Annotated in this window: 23 protein-coding genes and 1 pseudogene; 10 read left to right on the forward strand and 14 right to left on the reverse strand. The window is 69.4% G+C overall.

Features of this window, described 5'->3' with window-relative positions; translation table 11 throughout:
* Positions 1–83: 83 nt before the first annotated feature.
* The 5 genes from OG252_RS20050 to OG252_RS20070 all read right to left on the reverse strand — a co-directional run bounded on the left by OG252_RS20050 (position 84) and on the right by OG252_RS20070 (position 3,386).
* Complete coding sequence (locus tag OG252_RS20050) at positions 84–596, reverse strand: hypothetical protein (RefSeq protein WP_329337668.1); 513 nt, start codon at positions 594–596, stop codon at positions 84–86.
* A gap of 68 nt (positions 597–664) precedes the next feature.
* Positions 665–1,066, reverse strand: coding sequence for a hypothetical protein (locus tag OG252_RS20055; RefSeq protein ID WP_329337670.1), 402 nt, complete (start codon positions 1,064–1,066; stop codon positions 665–667).
* Between the two features lie 29 nt (positions 1,067–1,095).
* A complete protein-coding gene (locus tag OG252_RS20060; protein ID WP_329337672.1) occupies positions 1,096–1,569 on the reverse strand; it encodes a hypothetical protein in 474 nt (157 codons plus the stop codon).
* Positions 1,570–1,596: 27 nt separating this feature from the next.
* Positions 1,597–2,367, reverse strand: a complete 771-nt coding sequence (locus OG252_RS20065) for a group II truncated hemoglobin (protein WP_266434462.1) — start codon at positions 2,365–2,367, stop codon at positions 1,597–1,599.
* Between the two features lie 92 nt (positions 2,368–2,459).
* A complete protein-coding gene (locus OG252_RS20070) occupies positions 2,460–3,386 on the reverse strand; it encodes a LysR family transcriptional regulator (RefSeq protein ID WP_329337674.1) in 927 nt (308 codons plus the stop codon).
* Positions 3,387–3,651: 265 nt separating this feature from the next.
* Between OG252_RS20070 and OG252_RS20075 the strand changes: the two genes are divergently transcribed.
* The 6 genes from OG252_RS20075 (at position 3,652) to OG252_RS20100 (ending at position 10,535) form a co-directional block, all read left to right on the forward strand.
* Complete coding sequence (locus OG252_RS20075; RefSeq protein WP_329337676.1) at positions 3,652–5,193, forward strand: amidase; 1,542 nt, start codon at positions 3,652–3,654, stop codon at positions 5,191–5,193.
* A 14-nt stretch (positions 5,194–5,207) separates the two neighbouring features.
* Positions 5,208–6,386, forward strand: a complete 1,179-nt coding sequence (locus OG252_RS20080) for a BMP family ABC transporter substrate-binding protein (RefSeq protein WP_329337678.1) — start codon at positions 5,208–5,210, stop codon at positions 6,384–6,386.
* A gap of 40 nt (positions 6,387–6,426) precedes the next feature.
* Positions 6,427–8,025: an ABC transporter ATP-binding protein gene (locus tag OG252_RS20085; protein WP_329337680.1), complete on the forward strand. Its 1,599-nt coding sequence runs from the start codon at positions 6,427–6,429 to the stop codon at positions 8,023–8,025.
* Positions 8,022–9,155 carry an ABC transporter permease gene (locus OG252_RS20090; RefSeq protein WP_329337682.1) on the forward strand — a complete coding sequence of 378 codons (1,134 nt, stop codon included), beginning with the start codon at positions 8,022–8,024 and terminating at the stop codon, positions 9,153–9,155. The genes OG252_RS20085 and OG252_RS20090 overlap by 4 nt, the downstream gene beginning before the upstream one ends.
* Positions 9,152–10,111, forward strand: a complete 960-nt coding sequence (locus OG252_RS20095) for an ABC transporter permease (protein WP_329337684.1) — start codon at positions 9,152–9,154, stop codon at positions 10,109–10,111. The genes OG252_RS20090 and OG252_RS20095 overlap by 4 nt, the downstream gene beginning before the upstream one ends.
* Before the next feature lie 67 nt (positions 10,112–10,178).
* Positions 10,179–10,535: a DUF6247 family protein gene (locus OG252_RS20100; RefSeq protein ID WP_266434476.1), complete on the forward strand. Its 357-nt coding sequence runs from the start codon at positions 10,179–10,181 to the stop codon at positions 10,533–10,535.
* A 42-nt stretch (positions 10,536–10,577) separates the two neighbouring features.
* On the opposite strand, the gene OG252_RS20105 is transcribed toward OG252_RS20100, so the two are convergent.
* Positions 10,578–10,868 (reverse strand): DUF397 domain-containing protein, encoded by a 291-nt coding sequence (locus OG252_RS20105; RefSeq protein WP_266434478.1) that lies wholly within the window; start codon positions 10,866–10,868, stop codon positions 10,578–10,580.
* A pseudogene (locus OG252_RS20110) lies at positions 10,840–11,672 on the reverse strand (helix-turn-helix domain-containing protein). Before OG252_RS20110 ends, OG252_RS20105 begins: the two are co-directional and overlap by 29 nt.
* Positions 11,673–11,815: 143 nt before the next feature.
* Here OG252_RS20110 and OG252_RS20115 point away from each other — a divergent pair.
* Together OG252_RS20115 and OG252_RS20120 are read left to right on the forward strand one after the other, a co-directional pair.
* Complete coding sequence (locus OG252_RS20115; protein WP_329337688.1) at positions 11,816–12,025, forward strand: hypothetical protein; 210 nt, start codon at positions 11,816–11,818, stop codon at positions 12,023–12,025.
* Positions 12,022–12,441, forward strand: a complete 420-nt coding sequence (locus OG252_RS20120) for an ATP-binding protein (RefSeq protein WP_266434484.1) — start codon at positions 12,022–12,024, stop codon at positions 12,439–12,441. The genes OG252_RS20115 and OG252_RS20120 overlap by 4 nt, the downstream gene beginning before the upstream one ends.
* On the opposite strand, the gene OG252_RS20125 is transcribed toward OG252_RS20120, so the two are convergent.
* The 5 genes from OG252_RS20125 to OG252_RS20145 all read right to left on the reverse strand — a co-directional run bounded on the left by OG252_RS20125 (position 12,429) and on the right by OG252_RS20145 (position 20,265).
* Positions 12,429–15,668 carry a S8 family peptidase gene (locus tag OG252_RS20125; RefSeq protein WP_443068497.1) on the reverse strand — a complete coding sequence of 1,080 codons (3,240 nt, stop codon included), beginning with the start codon at positions 15,666–15,668 and terminating at the stop codon, positions 12,429–12,431. The genes OG252_RS20120 and OG252_RS20125 overlap by 13 nt on opposite strands.
* A gap of 299 nt (positions 15,669–15,967) precedes the next feature.
* Positions 15,968–16,651: an ABC transporter ATP-binding protein gene (locus OG252_RS20130; RefSeq protein WP_266434487.1), complete on the reverse strand. Its 684-nt coding sequence runs from the start codon at positions 16,649–16,651 to the stop codon at positions 15,968–15,970.
* 157 nt (positions 16,652–16,808) lie between these two features.
* A complete protein-coding gene (locus tag OG252_RS20135; RefSeq protein ID WP_266434489.1) occupies positions 16,809–18,248 on the reverse strand; it encodes an ABC transporter permease in 1,440 nt (479 codons plus the stop codon).
* A gap of 135 nt (positions 18,249–18,383) precedes the next feature.
* Positions 18,384–19,652, reverse strand: coding sequence for a L,D-transpeptidase (locus tag OG252_RS20140; protein ID WP_406494983.1), 1,269 nt, complete (start codon positions 19,650–19,652; stop codon positions 18,384–18,386).
* A gap of 205 nt (positions 19,653–19,857) precedes the next feature.
* Entirely contained in the window at positions 19,858–20,265 is a 408-nt protein-coding gene (locus OG252_RS20145; RefSeq protein WP_329337692.1) for a hypothetical protein, read from the reverse strand.
* A 109-nt stretch (positions 20,266–20,374) separates the two neighbouring features.
* Here OG252_RS20145 and OG252_RS20150 point away from each other — a divergent pair, with 109 nt between their 5' ends.
* Positions 20,375–20,692 (forward strand): LAETG motif-containing sortase-dependent surface protein, encoded by a 318-nt coding sequence (locus OG252_RS20150; protein ID WP_266434495.1) that lies wholly within the window; start codon positions 20,375–20,377, stop codon positions 20,690–20,692.
* A gap of 42 nt (positions 20,693–20,734) precedes the next feature.
* Positions 20,735–21,511, forward strand: coding sequence for a hypothetical protein (locus OG252_RS20155; RefSeq protein ID WP_329337694.1), 777 nt, complete (start codon positions 20,735–20,737; stop codon positions 21,509–21,511).
* 48 nt (positions 21,512–21,559) lie between these two features.
* On the opposite strand, the gene hutH is transcribed toward OG252_RS20155, so the two are convergent.
* Both hutH and OG252_RS20165 read right to left on the reverse strand, forming a co-directional pair.
* Positions 21,560–23,098 carry a histidine ammonia-lyase gene (hutH, locus tag OG252_RS20160; protein ID WP_266448131.1) on the reverse strand — a complete coding sequence of 513 codons (1,539 nt, stop codon included), beginning with the start codon at positions 23,096–23,098 and terminating at the stop codon, positions 21,560–21,562.
* A gap of 82 nt (positions 23,099–23,180) precedes the next feature.
* A complete protein-coding gene (locus tag OG252_RS20165; protein WP_266434499.1) occupies positions 23,181–24,329 on the reverse strand; it encodes a GGDEF domain-containing protein in 1,149 nt (382 codons plus the stop codon).
* Positions 24,330–24,524 lie beyond the last annotated feature (195 nt).

Raw genomic sequence — 24,524 nt, forward strand, 5'->3', positions numbered from 1 at the left:
GCCAAGCAGCCGCAGGCCAAGCAGCTGTAGTCCAAGCAGCCGCAGTCCACACAGTGGGCTCTTCAGTCCAAGCAGTGGCCTCTTCAGTCGCGGACGCCCAGGTCCTCCCGCATCAGCCGCCGCATGGCACTGAGCCGCGGCTCGGCCGCCTTCAGGTCCAGTAGCGCCTGCTGCGCGCTCTCCCCTTCCCGGGCCCGGCCCCGGTCGAGGCGCTTGGCGACCGCGTCCATGTCCGCGAGCACCTTGTTGACGGCCCGCGAGGCCTCCAGGATCCGCTCCGGCACCACCATCTGGGCCTCGGCGTACCGGTCGCGGTAGTCCCGGCGGGCCTCCTCCAACTGCTCGCGCTCCTGGTCGCCGTAGACGCCGTCGCGCAGCCGGTGCAGGGCGTCTTTCAGCAGCGTGTGGAACTGCCGAGAGGCCCTGTTCATCGCCGTGTACGCGTCCCGCCGCTCCTCGAACGCCCGCCTCTTCTCCTCTGCCTGTGCCTCCTCGGTGCGCTGCCGGGTGGTGAGGCGGTGACTGAGGACGGGTGCGAAGAGGGTTCCGAGAACACCGACGACGGCGGTGACGGTGGTGGCGAGGGCGTCGGTCATGAGCGGATCCTATGCAGCGACCGACGCCAACTCTCCTCGGTTCAGCGGGACCTTGGTACTGCTGAACGTCAGCACTGCGGGATCTGGGACTTCCAGGTGGTCGGTCCCCCGGTGTCCAGGTACCAGTCGTTGACGTACCCGTCGCCGATGCCGTTGTCGACGCGCATCCAGTAGCGGTAGCCGTGGCCGTCCGCGTCCGGGTCGCCGGTGGTCCAGCACAGGAGGCCGAGTTCGTCGCCGTTGTGGTACTCGCCGAAGACCGGGGACTTCGGGGCGCCGTAGTTGGGCGCGGTGCGTACGGCCAGGTGGGACCCGGCGTCGATGCCGGTGACGTTGGCGCACCGGGCCGGGTCGCCGGAGATGCTGCACGGGTGGATCGCGGCACCGGCCGGGCCCGCTCCGAGAAGTACGGCCGAGGCGGTGGCGGTGAGGACCAGGCCCACCGCGGTGAGAAGACGGGGACGGTTCATCGAGGGCTCCTCGCGTCGGGTCGGTGGGGTCAGCACTGCGGGATCACGGCCTTCCAGACGCTGGGACCGCCGGTGTCCAGGTACCAGTCGTTGACGTAGCCCCAGGACCTGGGCGTGGAGACCTGCATCCAGTACCGGTAGCCGTGCCCGTCCGCGTCCGGGTCTCCGGTCGTCCAGCAGTCGACCTCCAGCCACTGGCCGTTGGTGTACCGGCCCACCTCCTGCGCGCCGTAGCGCGGTTCCGTACGCATCACCAGGGCCGAGCCCGCGTCGATGCCGATCACCTGCGCGCAGCGCGCCGGGTCGCCCGGTCCCGCGCCGGGACAGGGGCGCGGGTCGGCCTGGGCGGGCGAGGCCGCGAGCAGGGTGGCGCCGGCGAGCAGGGCGGTGGCCGCCCCGCGGCGGCCACCGCCCCGAGCCGGGACCTGAGCTGACGTGATGTCATCGGTTCCTCCGTTCGACTGCCGATGGCCTCGACCCTGGCAGCGAACGAGGACGAGCACATCCTGTGGTGTGTCAGGGTGCCCGCGTCAGCCCTGGTACGGCGGCGCCGCCCCCCACGTCCACTTCGGCACCGGCTGCTCCGCCGGCGGCTTCGCGTCCGGACCGGAGAAGTACACGGCCAGCCGCGTGCCCCATTCCACATACGCGAGGAACGCCGAACGGAACTCGGCGTCCGTCGGCAGGCCCGCCTCGTCCGCCGCGTCCTGGATCAGGTTCACCCAGCGCCGGCGCTGCGGTTCGGTGATCCCGCGGCCCATGTGCTTGGCGACCATGTGGCCGTGTCCGCCCTGTGTCTCGGAGTAGCCGGGCGGGCCTCCGAACACCTCGGCGAGCCAGAGCGCCACGTGCTCGGCGTGCTCGGGGTCAAGCCCCGCGAAGACGGGGGCGAGGACCTCGTCCGCGAGGACCTTCTCGTAGAAGACCGAGGTCAGCCGGGCGAAGGCCTCCGCGCCGCCCGCCCACTCGTAGAGCGTGGGGACGGCGGAACCCGTGCCGCGGACCGTGGTCGGCTTGTAGTGCCGCATCTCGTCGATGTACGGGATGTACGGCTGGATCTCGGCGAGGAAGTCGGGGAACAGCTCCGACTCGCGGAATCCCTCCAGGTGGTCCTCGGTCGAGGTCCACGTGATGCGCAGGACGTAGTTCTCGAAGTCCTCCTCGCAGCGCGCCAGCTCGAAGTCGACGCACTGCGGTGCCGCGGCCAGCAGGGCGGCGGCCTTGGTGTAGGCGGACAGGAACTCCGCCGACCGGTCTGCCGGGATGTTGTAGCGGATGTACTCGACGGTCTGAGTCGTCATGACAACACGGAAACACGAAAGCCGACCGGAGGCGTATCTTCCGGCGCTGTTGCGGAACTCCGGGCTCGTACAGAGGCCATGTGTCGGTCGGATCAGTGCTCGATGAGCCGCGGGTTGAGTTCGACGGCATCGGCAGGCTTGGCCGGCCACGGTTGCTCGCGGAGGATGGTGAGGTAGGCGGTGGCGGCAGGGGACCAGGAAGTGCGGGTGAACGCGGTCAGTTCGGCGCCGATGGGCGGTGTGAGGCGCCGGGTGGCCGGTTTCAGTTCCGGCGGGACGTTCCAGGCCGGGACCAGCGCGACGCCGAGGCCGGCGGCGGCCAGCCGGGCAGCCGCTTCGACTCCGGGGGTGGAGACGACGCCCCGGGGCTGGAACCCGGCGTTGCCGCAGGCGACCAGTACTGACTCGGCCGGGCCGAAGTCCCGTTCGTAGAGGACGAAGGGGCGGTCGGCCAGTTCGTCGAGTCTGATGTGGTCCCGTGCTCGCAGCAACGGATCGTCCGCGGGCAGGACGGCCACGATCTCGTCCCAGCCGAGGACGACGATGGGGCCGTCCCATCGAGCCGGCCGCGGTGCGATGCCGAGGTCGGTCAGTCCGCGGGCCACGCCCTCCTGCAGCAGCAGGCGCCCCTTGAAGCAATGGATCTCCATGGGGACGGCTCGGTGGCGGTCGTGCCACTGCTCGATCGAGGCCAGCAACGGTCCGGTGAGGTGGGAGACCAGGGCGCCGACCTCAAGAGTGCCGCCCTCCAGGCCGAGGGCTTCGCGAACCGTCTGGCGCGCGTGCTCGGCCGCTGCCACGACCGCCCGTGCCTCGGGCAGGAGGGCCCGTCCGGCCGGAGTGGGCTGCACGCCGTGCGGAAGGCGTTCAAGGAGGTCGCCGCCGAGATCGCGCTCAAGGGCACGGATCTGCTGGGAGAGCCAGGGCTGCGAGATGGACAGCCGCTTGGCCGCTCGGGTCAGGGAACCCTCTTCGACGACGGCCAGCCAGTAGGCGAGTTGCTTGAGATCGGGAAGCACGGAACCTCCATTGCGGATCCCAATGGATGGCAGTCGATGTTCGTCTTTGTCCAATGGGTCGCTTCATCCTACTGTGAGGGCACGCAATAGATCCGGGCCATAGTTCCGGGCCACTGTTCGGCAGCGGTTCGCAGGCCGAAATGCGTTTGCCAGGCAGCCGAGCAGCCCGCTCAGTGCAGAGCGGTTCCCTTTTCTTCCTTTCCCGCGTTCTTCCTTTCTCGCGCTGCCGCCTGGCCTCATTTCTTGATCAGATGTCTGGAGAGACATGTCGGTGGAGCCAGAACCGAGCGGATTGTGCTTTGAACCAGCGGTTCACATCGCCGCACGGTTGCGAAGTGGTGACCTCTCGGCGCGCGAAATCGTCGGCGATTTCTTGCAGCGCATCGAAAAACGTGACCCTGAACTCAACGCCTATATCACCGTGCTGGCTGATTCCGCTCTGGAAGCGGCACGGCGGGCTGACGAGGCTCTGGCCCGCGGCGACGAGGTCGGCCCGTTGCACGGTGTACCGATCGCCATCAAGGATCTCTACGACTTCAAGTCGAAGGTGCCGAACACCTTCGGGTCCCGGCTGTTCGCGGATTTCGTCCCGGACTCGGACGCCACCGACATCGCCCGGCTGGAGAGTGCCGGTGCCATCGTGCTCGGCAAGACGAACGTGCCGGAGTTCGGGCACAAGGGCACGACGGACAACACCCTCATCGGTCCGACCAGCACTCCGTTCGCCATCGGCAAGAACGCCGGAGGGTCCTCCGGGGGCAGCGCGGCCGCGGTCGCGGACGGCCTCGCCGCGGTGGCTCAGGCGTCCGATGCCGGCGGGTCGATCCGGATCCCGGCGGCATGGTGCGGGGTCTACGGGTACAAAGCCACGTTCGGGGTGGTGCCCCGTGCTGCCCGCCCGAACGCCTTCAAGCACGCGCCGCTGGCCACCAGCGGGGTGGTGGCCCGGACGGTCGGTGACGCGGCCCTGCTCCTCTCGGTCATGGCCGGCGGATGGGACCCGCGCGATCCGTTCAGCGTGCCCGCCGAGCCGGTCGACTGGGCAGGTGCCGCCGCGAGCGGTGACCTGACCGGGCTGCGTATCGCCTACAGCCCCGACTTCGGCGGTTACCCCATCGACAGCCGGGTCGCCACAGTCGTCGAGGACGCCGTACGGGCGTTCGCCGAGGGCGGCGCGGACATCGAGACGGTCGACCTCGTCCTGCCGTGCTCGCCCCAGGAGCACTGTGACATCTGGCTGCGTCAGACCGCCTCGTCCAACCTCGATCTCCTGGGGCTGTTCAAGGCCCGCGGCATCGACATCCTCGGCAGCCAACGGGATTCCTTCGCCCCGGAATTCGTCGCCCTCCTGGACAGAGGGCTGTCGCTGTCGACGGACGAGGTCCTGCGGGACCGGGTGATGCGTACCCGGATCTTCGACGCGCTGGAACTCTGTCTCGGCCGGTACGACCTGCTGCTGACGCCGACCGTCGCCGTCCCGCCCGTCGACAACGCGGCGTCGGGACGCACGCTCGGCCCCACGGAGATCAACGGCGTGAGCGTCGACCCGACCATCGGCTGGTGCCTGACCTACCCGCTGAACCTCACCGGTCATCCAGCGGCTTCCCTCCCCGCGGGGCTCACCCCGGAGGGGCTTCCCGTAGGGCTGCAGATCATCGGCCGGCGCTACTCGGACGCGACCGTCCTCGCGGCGAGCGCCGCGTTCGAACTCATCCGTCCCTGGAGCCATGTGTACCCGGGCCTCTCGGGGGCCGCCATCTCGGGCCGACACCAGGTCGGCCGACGACAGACAGGAGAAGGACGTTGAGCAGGAGCAGGACGTTGACCCTCACGCCGAACCAGTCTCGCCCGGCCGCGCGCCGAGTCAGACGCAGCCTCACCGCCGGACTGCTCGCCGCCGCCTGTACGGCGATCGCGGCCTGCGGCAGCGGCGCCTCACCGACGAGCACCACCGCGTCCGCGAAGGAATTCAGCGCCGACAAGCCCATGAAGGCGGTCTTCCTCTACGACGGCACCCCGCAGGACGGCGGCTGGGACCAGTCCTGGGACACCGCGCGGCAGGCTGTGCAGAAGAAATTCGGTTCTCGCGTGGAACTGGAATTCAAGACGAAGGTCCCCGAATCGACGGAGGCCGCACGGGTCATCGACCAGGCCGTCCAGGACGGCGCGGACCTGGTCATCGGCATCTCCTACGGCTTCGGCAAGTACATGACCGCCGCGGCGAAAAAGCACCCGAGTACGCGCTTCTATCAGTACAACTGGCAGAGCCCCGCGGACAAGAACTTCTCCGGCGTGGGACTGCGTACAGAGGACAGCTACTATCTGCTCGGCATGGCGGCGGCCGCGGTCGGCGAGAAAGGGAAACTGGGAGTCGTCGGCTCCTTTCCGATTCCCGCCCTGATCCGAGAGGTCAACGCCTTCGAGCTCGGGGCCAAGAAGATCAACCCGAAGGCAACTGTTCGCGCGGTCTTCGTCAACTCCTGGTTCGATCCCCAGAAAGACCTGCAGGCGACCAAGGCCCTGATGGCCGGCGGCGTCGAGGTGATCGGGAACCTGGTCGGCGACCAGGCCATCCAGCGGACCGCCCAGGACCAGGGAATCCCGTGGGTCGGCGACACCACCGACACCCGGACCGCCGCCCCCGCGACGTATGTGGGCCTGTCCTCGTGGACCTGGAAGAGCGAGCTGGAACGAGTGATCGGCTCGGTCCTGGACGACTCCTGGCGGCCGGGCTACCGCTACGTCGGGATCTCCGACGGCGCGATCACCATGGCGCCGTGGGGCGCTTACTACAAGAGCCGTGCGACGGCGGCGGAGCAGGCCGAGATCACCAAGGCGCAGGCGGCGATGGAACGCGGCGAACTGAAGGTGTTCGACGGGCCGGTCACCGACGCCACCGGAAAGGTACGGGTGCCTGCCGGAAGTACGCCGAGCGTCGCCGATCTGGAGGCGATGGACTACCCCGTCCAGGGCGTGAGCGGGATCAAGACCGGCAACTGAGCGCGACCCCACGTCAGCACACACACCCTTGGAAGGATCGATGACCACCGCTGACACCTCCACGCCCCCCGCGGCCGAACCGGCACCGCCCGCGCCTCCGGCGATCGCCGCCCGCGGCGTCACCCGCCGCTTCCCCGGCGTGGTCGCCAACGATCGCGTCACCTTCGAAGTGCTGCCGGGAGAGATCCACGCGCTGCTCGGTGAGAACGGCTCCGGCAAGACGACCCTGTGCAAGATCCTCACCGGCCTGTACCGGCCCGACGAGGGCGAGGTCGTCGTCAACGGGCGGCCCGTACGGTTCCGCTCGCCACGCGACGCCGACGACGCGGGGGTGTTCATGGTCCACCAGCACTTCAGCCTCGTCGACCGCCTGACCGTCGCCGAGAACGTCGTACTCGGCAGGTCCGGCAGCAGGCGCTTCCTCCTCGACCCCCGAGCGGCCGAGGAGGAAGTGGCGGCCGCCGCCGAGCGGTTCCACCTGACCATCAGCCCGCGCGCCTTCGTAGGGGAACTGTCGGTCGGCGAGCGCCAGCGCGTGGAGATCCTCAAGGCCCTCTACCGCGGCGCACGCACACTGATCCTCGACGAACCCACCACCGTGCTCACTCCACGGGAAAGCGAAGAGCTGTTCACCAATCTCCGCGGCCTGGCGCGGGACGGCGGCTCGATCATCTTCATCTCCCACCGGCTGCGCGAGGTGACGGCGGTCTGCGACCGGGTCACCGTCCTGCGCAAGGGCCGCACCGTCGGCACGGTCCGCGTCGAGGGCGAGAAGACCGACCCTCGCCAGCTGGCGCGGTTGATGGTCGGACGCGAGGTGTCCCCCGCGTCACGCGAACGTTCCGCCGACGCCCACTCCCTTGAGGGGGAGCCGGTGGTGCTGGAGATCGACCGGGTCAGCGCCGACGACGACACCGGCCGCCCACGGGTACGGGAGGTCTCCCTCAGCGTGCGCCGGGGCGAGATCGTGGGCATCGCCGGAGTGGCCGGCAACGGCCAGCGGGAACTCGCCGAGGCGATCACCGGCCTGCGGGCACGCAGCGCGGGGCGGGTCAGCGTCGCCGGACGCGCCCTGCCGTCCGGCAACCCGCGCGACGCGGCGGACGCAGGGGTCGCCTACGTACCCGAGGACCGGATGGGCACCGGGCTCGCCCCGGGGCTGCGGATCACCGACAACCTCATGCTCAAGTCCTACCGCCGGCCCGAGTACTCCCGCGGCCCGTTCATCCGCTCCAAGCGGGCCGCTTCCCGGGCCCGCGACCTCATCACCCGCTTCGGGATCAAGGGCGCGGCGGACGACGAGGTACGCCGGCTCTCGGGCGGCAACGCGCAGAAAGTGCTGCTCGCCCGCGAGATGTCCTGCGACCCCAGGGCCCTGGTGGTCGCCGCGCCGACCCGCGGCCTCGACGTGGCCGCGATGGACACGGTGCGCACCCTGCTTCTCGAAGCAGCCGACAACGGCCTGTCCGTGCTCCTCATCAGCGAAGACCTCGACGAAGTGCTCGACCTCGCCGACCGGGTGGCGGTCGTCTACGACGGCCGCGTCATGGGGGTCGTGGACCGCGGCCCTACCGGCTTCGACAGTGCCCGTCGCGACGGGGTCGGCCTGATGATGGCCGGGATGGAGGCGGCCACGTGATCCGCTTCGAACGGCGCCCCGACCGCCCACGCCTGCTGACGGCGTCCGTACCGGCCGTCGCACTCGCGGCCGCGGCGGTCCTGGTCGGCTGCGTCCTGCTGGCCACCGGCCACGACCCCGTCCACACCTACCGGTCGATGATCCAGGCGGGCTTCACCGACCCGGGAGCGTTCTCCGCCACGCTGCTCAACGCCACACCCCTGCTCTTCACCGGCCTGTGCGCGGCCATGGCGTTCCGTATGCGCCTCTACAACATCGGCGGGGAGGGACAGCTCTACATGGGCGCGGTCGCGGCCGCCGGTGCGGCTCTGGCCCTGGGCGGCCGGCCCGGACCTCTGATCCTCGCGGGCACGATCACCGCGGGTGTCCTGGGCGGCGCGCTCTGGTCCGCGGTCCCCGGCATCCTGCGCGCCTGTCTCAACACCAACGAGATCCTGACCTCGTTGATGCTCAACTACGTCGCCGGACTGCTGGCCTACTACCTGATCTTCGACAGCCACTCCTACTGGCGCGACGTCACCACGACGAGCGCCGCGGTCTTCCCCCAGGGCAGAACCATCGACACCGCGGGCTGGTGGCCGCGGGTGGCCCTCGGCGGCATCGTCCTGCCCCTCGGCCTCCTCGTCGGACTCGGCGCCGCGACGGCCCTGTTCGCCGCCCTTCGCTGGACCCGCTTCGGCTTCCAGCTCCGGGTCATCTCCGACTCACCGGAGGCCGGGCGGTACGCGGGACTGCGCACCACCCGCACCATCGTCGTAGTGATGGTCCTGTCCGGCGCGTTCGCGGGATTCGCCGGCGCGAGCCAGGTGGGCGACTTCAGCCACACCCTCGACCCCCAGGGCCTGCAGGACGCGTCCTTGGGCTACACCGGCATCGCCGTCGCCGCCCTGGGACGGTTCAATCCGCTCGCGGTGATCGGCAGTTCGCTGCTCTTCGGCGCCCTCACCAACGCCGGCTTCAAACTGCAGGGCTCCGCGTTTCCGCAGGGGCTCATCGGGATCACGCAGGGGATCGTCCTGTTCTGCCTGCTCAGCGCGGAACTGCTGACCCGCTGCCGGATCCGCCGACGGCGACCCGCCGAGCAGGCCCCCGAAATCAGCCCCGTCCCCGAACCCACGGCGAAGCCATGAACGACGCACTCCTCATCACCCTCATCACCTCAGGCATCGTCTACGGGACCCCTCTCCTCATCGCCGGCCTGGGCGAACTGCTCACCGAACGGTCCGGCGTCCTCAACCTCGGCATCGAAGGCATGATGCTCGTCGGCGGCGTTACCGCCTTCTGGGTGTCGCAGAAGGCCGGCGGCCCGGGATGGAGTGCCATCCTCCTGGCGCTGCTCGCCGCCCTGGCCGCCGGGGCGCTGATCGCACTCATCCACGCCTTCGTGACCATCTCTCTCCAGGCCAACCAGGTGGTCTCCGGGCTGGCCCTCAGCATCTTCGGCGGAGCGGCCGGACTGTCGTCCTACCTTGCCGACGCCGGTGATCTGGGAGGCCGTTCGGGCAAGCACCAGCTCGACGGCATCAACCTGCTCGGGCTGAAGGACCTGCCCGTCCTGGGCCCCGTCCTCTTCCACCAGGACCTGCTCGTGTACGGGTCCTGGGCACTGGTCGCCGCCGTCGCCTTCTACCTGCGCCGCACCAGGCCGGGACTGAACGTCCGTGCGGTCGGCGAGGCACCACGCGCCGCCGACGCCATGGGCGTCAACGTCACCGCCCACCGTTACGCCCACACGCTCGCCGGCGGAGCCCTGGCCGGACTGGGAGGCGCCTACTACGCGCTGGCGATCACCCCGACCTGGACGGACGGCATCACGGCAGGCGCCGGATGGATCGCGCTCGCGCTGGTGATCTTCGCGTTCTGGCGTCCTGTTCTCGTGCTGGTGGGCGCGTACCTGTTCGGCATGGTGAGCAGCCTCGGATTCAACCTCCAGGCACACGGCGTCACCCTCCCGCCCGAGCTCTTCGCGGCACTGCCGTACCTGACCACGATCCTCGTGCTCGTCCTCGTGTCCAGCGTCTGGGCGAAACGACGGCTGGGCGCACCGGCGGCACTCGGGGTGCCCTACGTGCGCGAGGACCACTGAGCTCGACGCGAACCTGAACACCCCCCCGGTACGGTGATCACCCGAAGGGCAACCCGGAGGAACGCACGTGCCCAAGCAGCCCTACCACGGGGGACGGGATCTGATCCCCCGGCCCGAACGGACACCCGAAGCCGTACGCACCGCCCTTGCGCGGATCGCTCCTCACCGGCTGGGCGACATGGAGCGGCACAAGGAACAAGCGCTGGCCACCGCGATCCAGGACGGCAAGATCGACCACCTCCAGTCCTGGCTCACCCACTGGCACGCGCAGGTGGAGATCGAGCGCCGCCCCGACCTGTCGGCCCGTCACCACGCTGCACTCTCCTCCGTGCACGGCACCACCGGTAAGGACGACCCAGCATTCCTGCACGGCATGATCGAACTGGCCGCCGTTGAGGACGAAGCCGTGCGGGCGGTGTCGTGACCTGGCAGTGGGAGTACGACCCGGACGAACAACACGTGTTGCTCAGGCGGTCGGCTCGGCCTTGAGCGCGGCGACGAAGGGAGCCCAGGCGTGAGCGGTGAGGAGGAGGGCCGGGCCGTCGAGGGCTTTCGAGTCGCGTACGGGGACGAGGCCGGGGAGACCGTCGGCGACCTCGACACAGTCGCCGCCGCTGCCGTTGCTGTAGGTCGACTTGCGCCAGAGGGCAGCGCCGGGGAAGTCGCTCGCGATCTCGACGCAGTTGCCTCCGCTGCCGTTGCTGTAGCTGCTCTTGAACCAGAGCGCGTCACTCAAGTCGGTCCGGCTGCTTGCCATTTCGGTAATCCTCTGCCGCTGTCTTGACCATGGCCAGGGACGCCTCAGGTGACAGCGCGACGGCCCTGAGCCGATCGTACGACCTGCGGTACTCCTCCACGAGCGCAATTTCTTCGATGGTGTCGCCGCTGTGCAGTGACTCCGTGTAGACCAGCGGCGGGGCATCCGGGAAGGTCATGATCATCGCGGTGCCGAGCATGAACGGGTGTGCTCCGCATTTCCGCAAGAGAATCTGCGGAACAATGCGACGACGCTCGGTCAACTCCACGATCCGGTAGAGCTGTTCGGCCATTCCCTGCGGCGGCAGGATCGGGTCCAGCAGCAGCGACTCGTGCAGGATCGCCCAGTACGCCGGCGTGTGGTGGTCCTCTTCGAAGAGGACGGCGCGTGCCATCCGGGCGCTGACCTTCGTCTCCGCCTCCTCGTCGAGCGACATCGGGTGGGTCGCCCGGACCACGGCTCGCGCGTAGGCCGGGGTCTGAAGCAGACCCGGGAAGAGGCTGGGGCAAACTCCTCGATCGTCCTGGCGCGCTTCTCCGCCTCCAAGACCTGCTCGAAGTAAGGGGCGTGCCCGGCCCTCCGCGCCTTCCTCACATCCTCGCAATGCCGCTCGAAGAACCCGTCCGTCCCCAGCACCCGATCCGCGTGCCGAGCCAGATCAATCGGCATCCGCCGTTGCCCGTGCTCGATGTCACTGAGGTACGTCTTGCCGTAGAAGCTCCCCTCCAGCAACCCCTCCAACGACAACCCCGCCGCCTCCCGCTTCCACCGCAACTCCTTGCCGTAGAACGTAGGAACGCTCATCGAGCCGTCGATGTCCTTGCGCCGTACCACCGTTCACCCTCCTCCGCAGTCCAGGCCGCGAACGCGAACCCCCTTTCACGGTAGCCAGCCCCGCGTCACTCTGTGAGCAATTCGTCACAGAGCGCACACGAGAGGTTGAGCCCATGCCGACCCCCTACGACACGACCCTCTGCCTGGAGGAACTCCGCGCCGCCCTCGCGCTGCACGGCATCACGCTCCCGTCACTCCGTATGGATCTGCCGACCTTCGCAGCCGCCTACGAGCCGCCCGCGGGCCTCATCACACTCGGGAACTGCAACACCGCCACGGCCCGCGCACTCGCCGCCGCACTCCGCGAGGCGGCCGAGCGGTGACCTTCGAACTCAGCCTGCTCGCCACCCCGAAGGCCGTCCCGGAACTGCGCCACCACCTCCGCCACCACAGCTACGAAGTCCGCCTCTGTGCGAGCGAGTTGGTGACGAACGCCATCGACCACCTCGGGGAGGGCACCCCGGTGACCGTCCGCGTGATCGGCACGGCCCACGGCCACGTCCGCGTCGAGGTCACCGACCCCGACCCGCGCGCTCTGCCCGTCCTCCTGCATGCCACCGACACCGACGAGTCCGGCCGCGGCCTCGCCCTCCTCGACGCGCTCGCACAGCGGTGGGGGGTGGAACAGCTGGCGGACCGCAAGACCGTCTGGTGCGAGCTGGCCGGGCAAGCACAACGGCCTGCCCGGGACCCGAGGTCCCAGGCAGGCCGCTCAGGCGCCGACGGCTACTTGCCGTAGTACGCGTTGTAGATCGAGATCGTCGACTTGTTGCCCTTCTTGTCGGCGATCTTGGCGTGGAAGGAGATGGCCTTCCCCTTCGCCGGGTTCTTCGCCGTGATCTTGCCGTTCTTGACGGTGACCTTCTTCCAGGTCTGGCCGTAGTCGTACGACACGTACACCGACAGCGACTTCAGGTTGGAGCCCTTGGCCGCGCCCTCGACGGTGACCGGGATCGACACCGTCTTGCCCGCCTCGACCTTGTTGTCCAGGCCGGTCTTGGCGTTGAAGCGGACCATGGAGGCCGGGAGCTTGACCGCGTCCTCGCCGGTCGGCTTCTTCGAGCGGAAGGTCCAGCTCGCGTCGATCCGGGTGGAGGCGGCCGCGACCTTGACGCTCCGCTTGACCGAGGTGGTCAGCTTGTACTCGGCGTCACCGGACGGGACCTTGAAGACGCCCTCGCCGAACAGCGGGTCGGCGTTGGTGCCGACCTTGGTGCCGTTGCGGTACAGCGAGGTGGCCACCGACGTGAAGTCCGACGAACCGGCGTGCCCGGCCCCGTCGGCGAACAGCGGCAGCAGGCCGTACATGTTGTTGCCCTCGCGGAAGAGCCCGTAGTCCGCGTTCAGGTGCGGGCCGAAGACCGCGGTGTTGAAGGTCTTCGTGTACTTCTTGCCCGCCTTGAAGGTCTGCGGGTCGCCCAGCGTGTAGAACGCGTCGACGATCGGGAAGCCGTCCGCGTCCTTGCCGCTGTACTGCTCGAAGTCGAAGGTCCACTGGATCTTGTCGGACGTCGAGAGGTACAGCGTGCGCGCACCCGGCAGCTTCTGCTCCACCGGGAAGCCGAGCACGAAGTCCTCGGGGAGCATGCCCCAGGTGACGAGCCCGCCGGACTTGCCGGAGGCGCCGGCACCGAGGTTGTTCTTGACCGTGGCGAGTTCGCTCGCCTTGAAGTGCCGGACCTTGTCGCCCTGGATCTTCTTGACCTTGGCGGTGGTGGCCACGTCGTACTCGGCGTTCGCGCCCTTGGTCCACTGGCCGTTCCAGGTCTGCGAGAGGCCGGTGACCTCCCCGCCCAGGTGGGCCATGCGCAGGTCGGCGAAGGACTCCAGGCCGAAGCCGATGCCGATGCCGGCCGCCTCGTAGAAGTAGCTGCTCATCGCGGCCGTCGGCTTGGCCTGCGCGTCCGGCACCGTGATGTCGGCGGCCTTGGTCTTACGGGCGTCGATCGTCACCGAGGTGTCCTTGGTGACGTTCAGCTTCGGCTGGACCAGCCAGTCGAGGCCGCCCTCCAGGTTCACGAAGTCCTTCACGATCCAGGCGTCCAGCAGGTACGTGCCCTTGGGCACCCGCATGGTCGTGGTGCCGGAGGCTGCCGTCGGGATCTGGTAGTCCCGGCCGTTGCCCAGGCCCGAGTAGCCGAGGAGCACGGAGTTGTAGTCGTCCGTGGGCTGCCCGTCGCGACCGATGTGCTTGATGGTGACGTCGTACGACTGCACCTCACGGTTGACCGCCGCGGCCGTACGGACACTCTGTCCGCCGCCCGTCGCCGTCACGTACGCGGAGTACGCGCCGTCGAGCGTGCCGCCCAGCTTGGTGTTGACGGTGACGTCCACGGACGCCGTGCCGCCGTTCGCCGGGACGGTCACCTTGGTCGCGCCCAGCTTGAAGAAGCCGGCCGGGGCCGCCGCGCCCTTGGGGTTGGTGGCGGTCGCGGAGAGGGTGAGCGTGACGTCCTTCGTACCGAGGTTGCGGTACGTCAGCTTCTTGGTCTCCGGCGTGTCGTCGGTGTGCGGCCACTGCTGCGTGCCGAAGCTCACCGACACCGGCTCGGCGATCACGGTCTGCTTGATGGCCTTGTCGACCTGGATCCGGCCCGAGCCCTGCTGGAACGGGGTGTACTTGCCGCCCTTGGTGGACGCGGTCAGCGCGCCCTTGAGTTCGGCGTACGTCCAGTCCGGGTGCTGCTGCTTGAGGATCGCGGCGGCACCGGCCACGTGCGGGGTCGCCATCGACGTACCGGAGATGGACAGGTAGCCGGCCGGCTTCTCGCCGACCTCCTGCTCGATCTGGCTGCCCTTGGCGGACGCGGCCGTGATGTCCACGCCCGGGGCGGTGACGTCCGGCTTGATCGCGCCGTCGCCGAGCCGCGGGCCGGTCGAGGAGAACGAGGCGAGCTTGTCCGTGTCGTCGACGGCGCCGACGGTGAGCGCGGCGTCCGCGCTGCCCGGCGAACCGACCGACTCCGGACCGGAGTTGCCGGCCGCGATCGCGAAGAGGATGCCCTTCTCGGCGGACAGCTTGTTGACCGCCGCCTCCAGCGGGTCCTCCTCCGGCGTGTCCATGCCGCCGAGGCTGAGGTTGACGACCTGGGCGCCCTGCTCGGCCGCCCATTCCATGCCGGCGAGGATGCCGGAGTCGTCGCCGGAGCCGGTGTCGTCGAGGACCTTGCCGTTGAGGATCGCGGCGCCGGGCGCGACGCCCTTGAGCTTGCCGCCGGACTTGGCGCCGGTGCCCGCCGCGATGGACGCGACGTGCGTGCCGTGCCCGACCTTGTCGGTGGCGTCGGCGGCCGGGGTGAAGTTCTTGGCCGCGACGACCTGGTTCTTCAGGTCCGGGTGGGTGGCGTCGACACCGGTGTCCAGGACGGCGATCTTGACGCCCTTGCCGTTGTAGCCGGCGGCCCACGCCTTGGGGGCGCCGATCTGCGGCACGGACTTGTCGAGGGTGGCCTTGCGGACGCCGTCGAGCCAGACGTGCGCGACGCCGGAGGCCGTCTTGTCGCCGTTGGTGACCGCGTCCCACAGGTCGGGCGTGTCCTCGTGCGGGGTCTGCACCGCGTCGGCGTTCAGGGACTTCAGGCTCTGGCGCAGGGTGCCCGCGTCACGGACGTCGGCCTTGGTGGCGGCCGCGGCTCCCTTGTAGCCGACGATCACCTTCAGACCGTTCTTCTGGGAGGTGCGGGTGGCCGACTTGTTGAGCTCGGTGATGTCGAAGAGCCGCTGGTCGAGCTTGCCGGCGGAGACCAGGCGGGCCGCGTCGGCAGGGATCACGAGCGTGTGTCCGTCGACCTTGCGGATCTGTACGGGTATGTGCTCGCGCCCCTTCGCCCGCTCCAGGCCGACGACGCGGCCCTTGGAGTCGACGGAGACGCGGTCACCCGTGATCAGGGTGATGCGATGGTGGGACGAGAGCTGGGCGGCGCCGGTCTCGCGCTGCTCGGGCTTCGCCGACGCCGGGCTGGTCATGCCCGCCGCCAGGGCCACGGCGGCCGCGGTCGCGACCGTAGCAGCGCATGCTCTTTTCACTTGTCTGCGCAAGTTTCCCCCTTGCTGACGTACCGGGTGAATTCCCCGTTCACCCGGCCGGGGGTGGTCTCGCACGCGTGCCCGTGCACCCCCCGGAACTCGCAGTATGCCGGGGGGTGATCAGCTACCTCAATAGACAGGTGCCTGACAGGAAGGGTCTGTTACACGATCGCCGGGTTAGCGAATATCCTCGGCCATTTCCGAATCTCGTTGTTACGAGGCGCGGTTAAGAGGCGCGGTTACGACGCGGCGTTCTCCTTCACCGTGATCTTTCCTTTGCGGATCGTCGCCACGCGCGGGGCTTTCTTCGCGATCGAGGAGTCGTGGGTGACCATGATGAAGGTCAGCCCCAACTCCTTCCACATGGTCTCGAGTACGTCCATGATCTCGTCGCGCATCGACTCGTCGAGGTTTCCGGTGGGTTCGTCGGCCAGCAGTACCTTCGGCTGCTTGACCAGTGCGCGGGCGATGGCGACGCGCTGCTGCTGGCCGCCGGACATCTCGCCCGGCAGATGCCCGAGCCGCTCGCCGAGCCCGACCGACCTCAGCGCCTCGGCGGCCCGTTCGCGCCGCTCCTTCACCTTCACGCCGAGCGGTACGAGGGCGGTCTCGACGTTCTCCTGCGCGGTGAGGGTCGGGATCAGGTTGAAGCTCTGGAAGACGAAGCCGATGTTCTCGCTGCGTACGGTGGTGAGCCGGGCCTCGGACAGTCTGGCCATGTCCGTGCCGTCGAGGACGACTTCACCGGACGTCGGCCGGTCGAGCCCGCCGAGCATCTGGAGCAGCGTGGACTTGCCGCCGCCGGTGGGGCCCTGGATGACGAGGCGGTCCCCGTCGGCGATGGTGAGGTCTACGGCGTCGAGGGCGAGGACGGCTTCCTTGCCTCGGGTGTAGCGCTTGGTGACGCTTCTTAGTTCGTACATGGTGGGTGACTCCTGGGATGGGTTCTGGGGTGGTACGGCTGTTGTTCGGCTGCGGGCGCGTGGGGGCTGGTCGCGCCCACGCGGCGGAGCCGCACATGGACACAGCCCCGCGCCCCTTAGGTGGGACGAATCCCGTCGGTTGCAACCGAACCCGGGGTTACTCGACTCGGCGCAGTGCGTCCGCCGGTCGCAGACGGGACGCCCGCCAGCCGCCGAACGCTCCCGCGATCAGGCCGCCCGCCACCGCCAGGCCCACCGCGATCGCCACCGTCGTCACGCTCACCGGTGCCGTCAGGGCCACGTCCAGGGTCCTGGCCGCCGCCTGCCGGCCGGGACCGCCGAAGCCGCCGGGACCGCCCGTGCCGCCGCCCCCGCCCAACTGCGCCTGCAGCGTGGGGCTGATGGCCGTCACCACGTACGCTCCCGCCAGGCCGAGCGCGATGCCCAGCGCACCGCCCAGCAACCCGTTGACCATCGCCTCGCCCACGACCTGCCGGGTCACCCGCCCCGACTTCCAGCCGAGCGCCTTCAGCGTGCCGAACTCGCGCACCCGCCGGGACACGGCCGAGGAGGTCAGCAGACCGGCGACCAGGAACGCGGCGATGAGCACCGCGATCGACAGCCACTTGCCGACGCTGGTGGCGAGGGAGGAGGCCGTGGAGAGGGAGCCGGACACGGTGTCCGCGAGGTCCGCGGAGGTCGTGACCGTCGTACCCGAGATGTTCTTCTGGATGGCCGACTTGACGCTGTCGATCTTCTGGGAGTCGGTCGCCCGGACGTAGACCGTGGTGACCTTGTTCTTCGAGTCGCTGAGGGTCTGGGCCTGGGTCAGCGGGATGTAGACGTTGGCCGCCGCGTCACCGCTGTCGGCCGTGGCGATGCCGATCACCTTGTACTTGACGCTCTTGATGGTGACCGTGCTGCCGACCTTGAGCTTCTTCTCCTTGGCGTACGCCGAGTCGACGACGGCCACCTTGGCGTTCTTCTCGGACGAGGTGAACGTACGACCGCTGGTGATCTTGGAGGAGGTCAGCGGGCCGAGGGCCGGCTCGGTGACGTCGGTGCCGTAGACGGAGTAGTTGTTGACGTCGAAGTCGGCGCCGCCGCCCCGTACTTCGCCCTGCGGCTGACCGGTGCCGCCGCCCTGGCCGCCGGGAGCGCCGCCCTCGCCCTGCTCGAACTGGCCGGGGGTGAACTGGCCGGTGACCTTGATGACCTGCAGGCTGAGGCCGCCCACCGCGTCCGAGACGCCGGTCTGGTCGCCGACCTTCGTGACGGTCGCGGTGGAGAGGGTCTCGAAGCCCTGCACCACCACGCGATCGGTGCTCTGCTCCGCGTCGGAGCCGCCGTCCTGGGCGTCGAACTGGAAGCGGGGGCGGTCGGAGGCGTCGGCCTGCGGCTGGGCCGCCTTGGTGACCGTCATGTCCGTGCCCAGGCCGTAGAGCGACTGGAGGACCTTGTCCTGGGCCTTGCCCATGCCCGAGGACACGGAATTGACCACGATGACCAGCGCGATACCGAGCGCAAGGCCGGAGGCGACGACGAGGGCCGCTTTTCTGCGGCGGCGCAACTCGCGCCTCAGGTAGGTGAAGAACATGGCCGCAAGGTAGGCACGGCGCGTGATGAAGGGATAAGGCAGAAATAAGAGAAGGATGAGAACGCTGTGATCGGCCCCGGAAACACCGATGCCGCCCCTTGGGGCGGCATCGGAAAGCTGTGAACTCCGGGTCGCTCAGACCGCCGAACCGGCCTTCCAGTCGGCCCAGCTCATGTTCCAGCCGTTGAGACCGTTGTCCGGCGCGACCGTCTTGTCGCCGGTGTTCTGGACGACCACGACGTCACCGACGATCGAGTTGTTGTAGAACCACGCGCCCTCGGTGTCCGGGTCGTTCGCGCCCTTGGTGTCGTTCAGACCCACGCAGCCGTGGCTCGTGTTGACGCTGCCGAAGATGGAGTCGGCGCCCCAGTAGTTGCCGTGCACGAAGGTGCCGGAGGTGGTCAGACGCATGGCGTGGGGTACGTCCTTGATGTCGTACTCGCCCTTGCCGTCGTCGTCGGTGAAGCCGACCGTCGCGCCGTTCATCCGGGTCTCCTTGAACTTCTCGGAGATCACCATCTGGCCTTCGTACGTCTTGTTGTCGGGCGAACCGGCGGAGATCGGGATGGTCTTGACGGTCTTGCCGTCCTGCGTGACCTTCATCTGCTTGGTCTTCGCGTCGACGTACGTGACCTGGTTGCGGCCGGTCTTGAAGGTGACCGTCTTCTGCTGGACGCCGTAGACCCCGTCCGCGCCCTCGACACCGTCGAGCGCGAGCTTCAGCGTGACGGTGGAGTTCTCCTGCCAGTAGTCGTCGGGCCGGCAGTCCATGCGGTTGGCGTTGAACCAGTGGCAGACGACTTCCTGGCCGCTGGTGGAGGAGACGGTGATGCCCTTCTGGACGGCCGCCTTGTTGGTGATCGCCTTGTCGAAGTTGATCGACACGGGCATCCCGACGCCGACGGTGGTGCCGTCGTCCGGCGTGAAGGTGCCGATGAAGCTGTTGGTCGGCGAGACCGTGGTGAACGAGGCGTTCTCGTGGGCGACGCGGCCGTCCGCGTCCTTCGCCTCCGCCGCCAGCTTGTAGGTCGTGGACCGCTCCAGCTGGACGCTGGGCTTCCAGCTGGTCTTGTCGGCGGATATCTCGCCGTCGACCGCGGTGCCGTCGGCGGTCGTCATCGACACGTCGGTGAGCGTGCCCTTGCTCACGGTGACGGCGGCGGAGTTGTTGATGGAGGCGTTGTCCGAACCGTCCTTCGGCGTGATCTTGATCTGGGCCTCGGACGTCTTCTCGGCCGCGGCCTCGTCGACCTTGGCCTGTGAGGTGTCCTTGCCGCCGTCGCCCGCGGAGGCGTCGTCGCCGCCGCTGGAACAGGCCGAAAGCACCAGCACACCGCCGAGCAGTGCGGACGCGACCGTCAGGCCCTTGCGCCGCCTACTGTTGGTCATCACACGCTTCTCCATCGTTGCCGAATCCCCAAAACCCCAGAGAGTCCCCGTCAAGACCTTCAACGCTACGACCGGTTCATCCCGTTCCACATGCTCCGCAGGTGTGGGGCACACCACGTCCGTGGAGGCGAGTGGTGTCGGTGTCGGTCCGTGCGCCCCATGAGACGACGAAACCCCGGACAGCGGTTGCCGTCCGGGGTCACGATTTCCCCAAGGAACGTCAGCCGACCCGCTCGTCCTCGTGGTCGTCCGCGGCATCGCCGTCGCCGTCGTACTCGTCTTCGTCCGTCGCCGCGTCGTCTTCGTCTTCTTCGTCGACATCATCCTCGTCGAGGTCCCAGTCGGGCGAATCGGGGTCGTAGTCGATCCGCTCGCTGGACCAGGACGCCTGGGCGAGTTCGACCCCCGGGATCTCGCTGACCAGGTCGAACGGGTCGACGAGATACGCGAGACCCTCCGCCGTGTCCTGCGTCACAGCGGTCTCGGCATGGGCCCGCTCGTCGGCCGGCATGTCGGTGTCGCCCGCGATCCGCCCCAGCGCGGCCTCGGTGACGGCCTCGGCATCGTCGACCTCGAGGACCAGCTCGACGCGAAGCCGTACAAATCGTGATGTCTCTGGAGTGCTCATGTCCGGAGCGTACGGCGCTTGCCTCCCGTGACTTTCCCGTGACCCGCGCCTTTCACTAACATCGCACCACACGGCCAATTCACCAGCGCCACAAGGGGATCGATATTCCGTGTCATCCGCTCGCCGTCCGTTGCTGACCGCCACCGCCGCGGGGACCCTTCTGGGCGCCCTGTGGTTCGTTCCCTCCGCCAACGCGTCGGGGGACCAGCCGGCGAGAACAGAGCCTTCCGCGACCCCGACGTCGCAGGTCACGACCCAGGCACGGGCCGCGTCCACGGACACCAGCAGCACGACCGGCGAGGCCACCCGGCTCGCCGACACCGGCAGCTTCGACACCACGCCGTACATCGCCGGCGGGACCGTCTTCCTGACGCTGGGTGCCGGGTTTGTCGTCTATTCGGTACGTCGCGAACGCCTCGGTTTCTAAACCCACTTGACGCGTTCTTGAGCAAACCTTCATAGTCCGCTCATGAAGAGATCAACGGGCGCGCGCATGGGCGCCACGGTTGCCGTGAGCGTGCTGTCGCTCGCCCTGATAACCGGCTGCTCCGACGAGGGATCGGACGACTCCAAGGACTCCGCGAACTCCGGATCCTCCTCGTCCTCGTCACCGACCGCGGCCGCGAAGGCGTACAACGCGGCGGAGCTGGAGAAGCTGCTGCTGGCGGAGGGCGAGATCGAGGGGTACAAGGTCACCTCGGGCGACGACACCCTGCCGAAGTCCAAGAGCGTGCTGAAGAACATCGACAAGGCCGAGTGCGAGCCGGTCGCCTACGCCATGGCCGCGCTGCCGCCGGGCGACACGGACGCGACGGCGAGCAACACCGTCACCCAGGACGCCCCGACGGACGCCTCCTCCACGGACGACTTCGCCGAGGCCTTCAACCTCACCGCGACCTATGTGGGCCTCTCCTCGTACGAGGGCGACGGCGCGGAGAAGGCCTTCAAGGCCGTCTCCGACGGGGTCGAGGCCTGCTCCGGCGGCTTCGGCTTCACCGCCGACGGCACGAACACCAAGATCACCAAGATCGCCCCCGAGAAGGCATCGGGCGCCGGTGACGAGTCGGTGGCGTTCGCCGTGGACTCCGGCGCGGACGGCGAGTCGGGCACCTTCCACACCGAGGTGGTGCGGCACGGCAGCACCATCGCCACGTACTACTCGGTGAACTTCGCGCTCATGTCTTCCGGCAAGCCGTACGACGTCCCGGCGGCCGTGATCGACGCGCAGGCCGCCAAGGTCAAGTGACCCCTCGGGCCTTGTCGGTCTTCCGACCGACAAGGCCCGTTCTTCTTGCTACTGCAGCGGCCCGGTGACCGTCTGAGCCGCCGCGACCAGCTTCCCGGCGCGTACGAACGCGTCCGCCGCCGCGAGGTCGGGTGACAGGAAGCGGTCCGGCCCGGGACCCTCGACCCCCGCCTTCCGTACGGCGTCGATGACCGCCCGGGACGCCGGCGCCGGGGTCAGTCCCGCGCGCAGCTCGACGGCGCGTGTGGCGGCGTACAGCTCGATGGCGATGACCCGGGTGAGGTTGTCGACGGCCGTGCGCAGCTTGCGGGCGGCCGACCAGCCCATGGAGACGTGGTCCTCCTGCATCGCGGAGGACGGGATCGAGTCCGCCGACGCCGGTACGGCGAGCCGCTTCATCTCGCTGACCAGCGCGGCCTGCGTGTACTGGGCGATCATCAGCCCGGAGTCGACGCCCGGGTCGTCGGCGAGGAACGGCGGCAGCCCGTGGCTGCGGTTCTTGTCGAGCAGCCGGTCGGTGCGGCGCTCGGCGATGGAGGCGAGGTCGGCGGCGGCGATGGCCAGGAAGTCGAGGACGTAGGCGACCGGGGCGCCGTGGAAGTTGCCGTTGGACTCGACACGTCCGTCGGGCAGCACCACCGGGTTGTCGACGGCCGACGCCAGCTCCCGCTCGGCGACCGTACGGGCGTGTGCGAGCGTGTCCCGTCCGGCGCCGGCGACCTGCGGGGCGCAGCGCACGGAGTAGGCGTCCTGGACGCGGGGGGCGTCGTCCTGGTGGTGCCCGGTGAGCTCCGAACCCTTCAGTACGGCCAGCATGTTGGCGGCGCTGGCGCCCTGCCCGGGGTGCGGGCGGATGGCGTGCAGCTCGGGGGCGAGGACCTTGTCGGTGCCGAGCAGGCCCTCCAGGGAGAGGGCCGCGGTGATGTCGGCGGACTTGTAGAGGGTGTCCAGGTCGGCGAGGGCCATGACCAGCATGCCGAGCATGCCGTCGGTGCCGTTGAGGAGGGCGAGGCCCTCCTTCTCGCGCAGTTCGACGGGGGCGATCCCGTGCTCGGCGAGGAGTTCGCCGGCGGGCCGTACGGCGCCGTCCGGGCCCTCGGCGTCGCCCTCGCCCATGAGGGTCAGCGCGCAGTGCGACAGGGGGGCCAGGTCGCCGGAGCAGCCGAGGGAGCCGTACTCGTGGACGACCGGGGTGATGCCGGCGTTCAGGACGTCGGCCATGGTCTGCGCGACCTCGGGGCGGACGCCGGTGTGTCCCGAGCAGACGGTCTTCAGCCGCAGGAACATCAGGGCCCGTACGACCTCCCGCTCGACCCGCGGTCCCATGCCGGCGGCGTGCGAGCGGACGATGTTGCGCTGCAGCTGGGCCCGCAGTTCCTGGCTGATGTGCCGGGTCGCCAGGGCGCCGAAGCCGGTGCTCACGCCGTAGACGGGTTCGGGCTTGGCCGCCAGCGCGTCCACGATGCCGCGGGCCGCGGCCAGGGCCGTGACCGCCTCCGCGGAGAGCTCGACCCGGGCGCCGGCGCGCGCCACGGCGAGGACGTCGGACGCGGTGACCCCGGACGTCCCCACCACCACAGTGTGCATATCCATATTCAGGAGCGTACGCAGTGAATTCGAGGATGTCACCAGTGGGGGCCGGGTTTGCCCCTTACCGACGGGTCACACTTCAGCCACGCCCGCGAAAGCGGCGGCGCTCGCCGGGCGGCTGCTCGGCGGAGGGTTCGTCGGCCAGTCGTACGACGGGGTCGTCGGGGCCCTGCCGTCCGGCGACGACCGGGCGCGTGGCCCGTTCGGCCTTGGCCCGGTACTGGGCCGCGTCGGCCAGCCGGAACAGCCGACGGGCGGAGCCCACCGGTCCGATGGGGTCCTCGGTGGACGCGACCCCGCAGGCGACGCCCTCCCCCAGCTCCAGCTCGGCGGCCCTGCGGCACAGTTCGTCGGCCGCCTTGACGACCTCGTCGGCGGGCGGTCCGACCGCGAGCAGACAGAACTCGTCACCGCCGAGGCGGGCGGCGAGCGTGCCGGGGAGCATGGCGCCGCAGAGGGAGAGGACCGAACCGAAGCGTTCGAGGAGACGGTCGCCGACGGCGTGGCCGCGGGTGTCGTTGACGCGCTTGAGCCCGTTGAGGTCGCAGACCACCAGACTGACGACCGCCCCGTCCCTGCGGTGCCGCTCGACGGCCTCGTCCAGGCGGGCGTCGACGGCCCGGCGGTTGGCGAGGCCGGTGAGCGCGTCGGTGAACGCCAGCCGCCGCACCTCCTCCAGCCGCTCGGTCTGGGCGATGCCCGCGGCGACGACGGAGGCCAGCACGGTGGCGAAGTCGGCGTCCTCACGGCCGAAGACCGGCCCGCCGACGGGACGGGCCACATACAGCTCGCCCCAGGCCCGGCCGTGCAGCACGATCGGCGCGACGACGCAGCACCCGCGGCCTCTGCGCCGCAGGGCGGCGACGCGCTGGTGGACGTAACCGGGGCGACGGCCGGCGGCGGGTCCTTCGGCGGTCTCGACCCAGGCGTTGGGTTCGCCGCCGCCGGCCCAGCGCTCGTGCAGGAACTCGGTGATCTCGGCGAACTGGTGCACCGGGTAGGCCTCGTCGTCCGGGAACTCCTCCTCGTCCTCGGCCCGCTCCCCCACGTTCACCAGCACCCGCAGCCGGCCGAGGTCCCGCTCCCACACCGACAGCGCGGCGAAGCTCCCGCCGAGCGCGCGGCACGCTCCGCTCGCGGCAGCCCACCACACCTCCCGTGAGCTGTGCGCCGCGGCCATGCCCTGAGCCAACGCGACGACGCCCGCGAGCCGACTGTCCTCACCCATCACACCAGGCTAGGGAGTTTCGGGGCGAACCGGTCACTTTCCGCGCCGCAGGGGTGACCGTCGCCCCTGGTAACCGCGTCAGCTGCGGGCAGTCGTGCCGCTGGGGCGATGGGGGTCCCCCCGCTCGAGCGAAGTCGAGAGTGGGGGAAGGTGGGCGCAGCGGCACCCCGTCAGCGCCGGGCTGCGCGACCCACC

The sequence above is a fragment of the Streptomyces sp. NBC_01352 genome, from assembly GCF_036237295.1.
GTDB classification, from domain to species: domain Bacteria; phylum Actinomycetota; class Actinomycetes; order Streptomycetales; family Streptomycetaceae; genus Streptomyces; species Streptomyces plumbiresistens.

What these genes read in the sequence shown, in the direction of transcription:
- OG252_RS20065 (WP_266434462.1), bottom strand. Translation starts at nt 2,367, where the DNA reads ATGACGACTCAGACCGTCGAGTACATCCGCTACAACATCCCGGCAGAC.
- OG252_RS20095 (WP_329337684.1), top strand. Translation starts at nt 9,152, where the DNA reads ATGAACGACGCACTCCTCATCACCCTCATCACCTCAGGCATCGTCTAC.
- OG252_RS20135 (WP_266434489.1), bottom strand. Translation starts at nt 18,248, where the DNA reads ATGTTCTTCACCTACCTGAGGCGCGAGTTGCGCCGCCGCAGAAAAGCG.
- OG252_RS20140 (WP_406494983.1), bottom strand. Translation starts at nt 19,652, where the DNA reads ATGGAGAAGCGTGTGATGACCAACAGTAGGCGGCGCAAGGGCCTGACG.
- OG252_RS20075 (WP_329337676.1), top strand. Translation starts at nt 3,652, where the DNA reads ATGTCGGTGGAGCCAGAACCGAGCGGATTGTGCTTTGAACCAGCGGTT.
- OG252_RS20130 (WP_266434487.1), bottom strand. Translation starts at nt 16,651, where the DNA reads ATGTACGAACTAAGAAGCGTCACCAAGCGCTACACCCGAGGCAAGGAA.
- OG252_RS20145 (WP_329337692.1), bottom strand. Translation starts at nt 20,265, where the DNA reads ATGAGCACTCCAGAGACATCACGATTTGTACGGCTTCGCGTCGAGCTG.
- OG252_RS20165 (WP_266434499.1), bottom strand. Translation starts at nt 24,329, where the DNA reads ATGGGTGAGGACAGTCGGCTCGCGGGCGTCGTCGCGTTGGCTCAGGGC.
- OG252_RS20105 (WP_266434478.1), bottom strand. Translation starts at nt 10,868, where the DNA reads ATGGCAAGCAGCCGGACCGACTTGAGTGACGCGCTCTGGTTCAAGAGC.
- OG252_RS20050 (WP_329337668.1), bottom strand. Translation starts at nt 596, where the DNA reads ATGACCGACGCCCTCGCCACCACCGTCACCGCCGTCGTCGGTGTTCTC.
- OG252_RS20115 (WP_329337688.1), top strand. Translation starts at nt 11,816, where the DNA reads ATGCCGACCCCCTACGACACGACCCTCTGCCTGGAGGAACTCCGCGCC.
- OG252_RS20125 (WP_443068497.1), bottom strand. Translation starts at nt 15,668, where the DNA reads ATGACCAGCCCGGCGTCGGCGAAGCCCGAGCAGCGCGAGACCGGCGCC.
- OG252_RS20055 (WP_329337670.1), bottom strand. Translation starts at nt 1,066, where the DNA reads ATGAACCGTCCCCGTCTTCTCACCGCGGTGGGCCTGGTCCTCACCGCC.
- OG252_RS20085 (WP_329337680.1), top strand. Translation starts at nt 6,427, where the DNA reads ATGACCACCGCTGACACCTCCACGCCCCCCGCGGCCGAACCGGCACCG.
- OG252_RS20155 (WP_329337694.1), top strand. Translation starts at nt 20,735, where the DNA reads ATGAAGAGATCAACGGGCGCGCGCATGGGCGCCACGGTTGCCGTGAGC.
- hutH (WP_266448131.1), bottom strand. Translation starts at nt 23,098, where the DNA reads ATGCACACTGTGGTGGTGGGGACGTCCGGGGTCACCGCGTCCGACGTC.